Here is a 2,405-nt window from a genome sequence, read left to right on the forward strand (position 1 = left end):
CCTGCGCATCGAGCTGGGCGAGATCGAGGCCGCGCTCGTCGAACACACCGAGGCGGCCCAGGCGGTCGCGATGGTCCGCAACGAGCAGCTGGTGGCGTACGTCGTCCCCGCGGCCGGGACGTTCGACCACACCCTCGCCCGCCGTGCCCTCGAGGCGCACCTGCCGTCGTACATGGTGCCGTCGGCGTTCGTGGAACTGGACGCGCTGCCGCTGAACGCGTCGGGCAAGCTGGACCGTAAGGAGTTGCCGGAGCCGGTGTTCGAGGTCAAGGTGTTCCGGGCCGCGACGACTCCGGTGGAGGAGATCGTGGCGGGTGTGTTCGCCGAGGTGCTCGGTCTCGACCGGGTGGGCCTCGACGACGACTTCTTCGCCCTCGGCGGCAACTCGCTGATCGCCACGCAGGTCGTCTCGCGGATCGGTGCGGCGCTCGATGCGTCGGTGCCGCTGCGGCTGCTGTTCGAAACCTCCACCGTCGAAGCGTTCGCCGCGGAGGTCGGCCGCCAGATCGGTACCGGCGCCCGGCGCCCGCTCGAGGCGGCACCGCGTCCCGAGCGGCTGCCGCTGTCGCTGGCCCAGCAGCGTTACTGGTTCCTCAACCAGTTCGACACCTCCTCCGCGGTGGACAACATCCCCTTCGCGGTGCGGCTCCAGGGTGAGCTCGACCTGGCCGCGATGCAGGCGGCGGTCCGCGACGTGATCGGCCGGCACGAGATGCTGCGCACCTACTACCCGGACCCGGACGGCGAGCCGCACCAGATCGTGCTCCCCGTGGACGACGCGCTGCCCGACCTGACGCCGTACGACGTCACCGAGGACGACCTCACCGGCGAGATCGTCGCATTCGTGTCCACGACCTTCGACGTGACACGGCAGGTGCCGGTGGCGTCGCGGATCTTCCGGATCACCGACTCCGACTACGTCCTGGCGTTCGTCGTGCACCACGTCTCCGCCGACGGCGCCTCCATGGCGCCCCTCGCGCGCGACGTCACGATCGCCTACGAGGCACGTTCCCGCGGCGAGGCGCCCGGCTGGGAGCCGCTGCCCGTGCAGTACGCGGACTACGCGTTGTGGCAGCGTGACGTCATCGGTTCGGAGGACGACCCCGACTCCGTCGCCGCCGGGCAGGTCGAGTACTGGAAGCGGACCCTGGCCGGTCTGCCCGACCAGATCGATCTCCCGGCCGACCGGCCGCGGCCCCCTCGCCAGAGCTTCCGCGGCGAATCGCTGCACTTCACCGTCGACGCCGACGTCCACCGGGGCCTGCAGGAGCTGGCGCGCCGGCACAACGCCACGCTGTTCATGGTGATCCACGCCGCCCTGGCGACCCTGATTGGCCGGCTGTCGGGCACCGACGACGTCGCGATCGGCACGCCGATCGCGGGCCGGGGCGAGCGGGTGCTCGACGATCTGATCGGCATGTTCGTCAACACGCTGGTCTTCCGCACCCGAGTGCAGTCCGACGTCGCGTTCGACGAGTTCCTGGCCCAGGTGCGCGAGACGGACCTGGGGGCGTTCGCGAACGCCGACGTGCCGTTCGAGCGCCTGGTCGAGGTGCTCAACCCCGTGCGCTCGACGGCCCGCAACCCGCTGTTCCAGGTGGGCCTGTCTTTCCAGAACCTCGCGCAGACGAAGCTGGAGCTGCCGGGGCTGACCGTCTCGCCGACGAACTTCGAACTCGAGCTCGCCAAGACCGACCTGCAGCTGACGGTCTTCGACCGCTACGACGAGGACGGGACGCCCGCCCGCATCGACGCGACGTTCACATGTGCGACGGACCTGTTCGACAAGGGCACCGTGGCCGGTTTCGCGGAGCGGTTCGTGCGGGTGCTCGAGGCGATTGTGGCCGATCCGTCGGTGGCGCTGGGGGATATCGAGATTCTCGAGGCGGCCGAGCGGGTGCGGGTGCTCGAGGCGTGGAACGAGACCGCTCGTGCGGTCGGGGGGCCGGCGACGCTGGTGGATCTGTTCGACGAGCAGGTGCGGCGCGCTCCCGACGCGCCGGCGTTGGTGTTCGAGGGTGTGACGCTCACCTACGGCGAGTTCGATGCCCGGGTCAATCGTCTTGCGCGGCAGCTTGTTGCGCTGGGTGTGGGGCCGGAGTCGACGGTGGCGCTGGCGATGCGCCGGTCGGTCGAGTTGCTGGTGGGCATGTATGCGGTGGCCAAGGCCGGTGGTGCGTATGTGCCGGTGGATCCGGATCAGCCGGCGGAGCGGACCGGGTACATTCTCGAGGTCGCGGCTCCGGTGGTGGTGCTGACCACCGGGCGGGACGCGTTCGAGGTGCCGGGGGAGAGGTCTGTCCGCACTCTGGAACTCGATGCGGCGGATCTGTCGGTGTTCGCGGACGGCCCGGTCGGCGATGCGGAGCGGCGGTCGCCGTTGCGGGCGTCGAACACGGCGTATG

1 protein-coding gene is annotated in these 2,405 nt (G+C 70.3%); it reads left to right on the forward strand.

All coding sequences use genetic code 11. From position 1 onward, the window contains the following. The coding region (locus CQZ88_RS21640; protein ID WP_146034358.1) for a condensation domain-containing protein at nt 1–2,405 on the forward strand (2,405 nt) is incomplete at both ends.

The sequence above is a fragment of the Rhodococcus sp. ENV425 genome, assembly GCF_002887785.1.
GTDB lineage: Bacteria > Actinomycetota > Actinomycetes > Mycobacteriales > Mycobacteriaceae > Rhodococcus > Rhodococcus aetherivorans.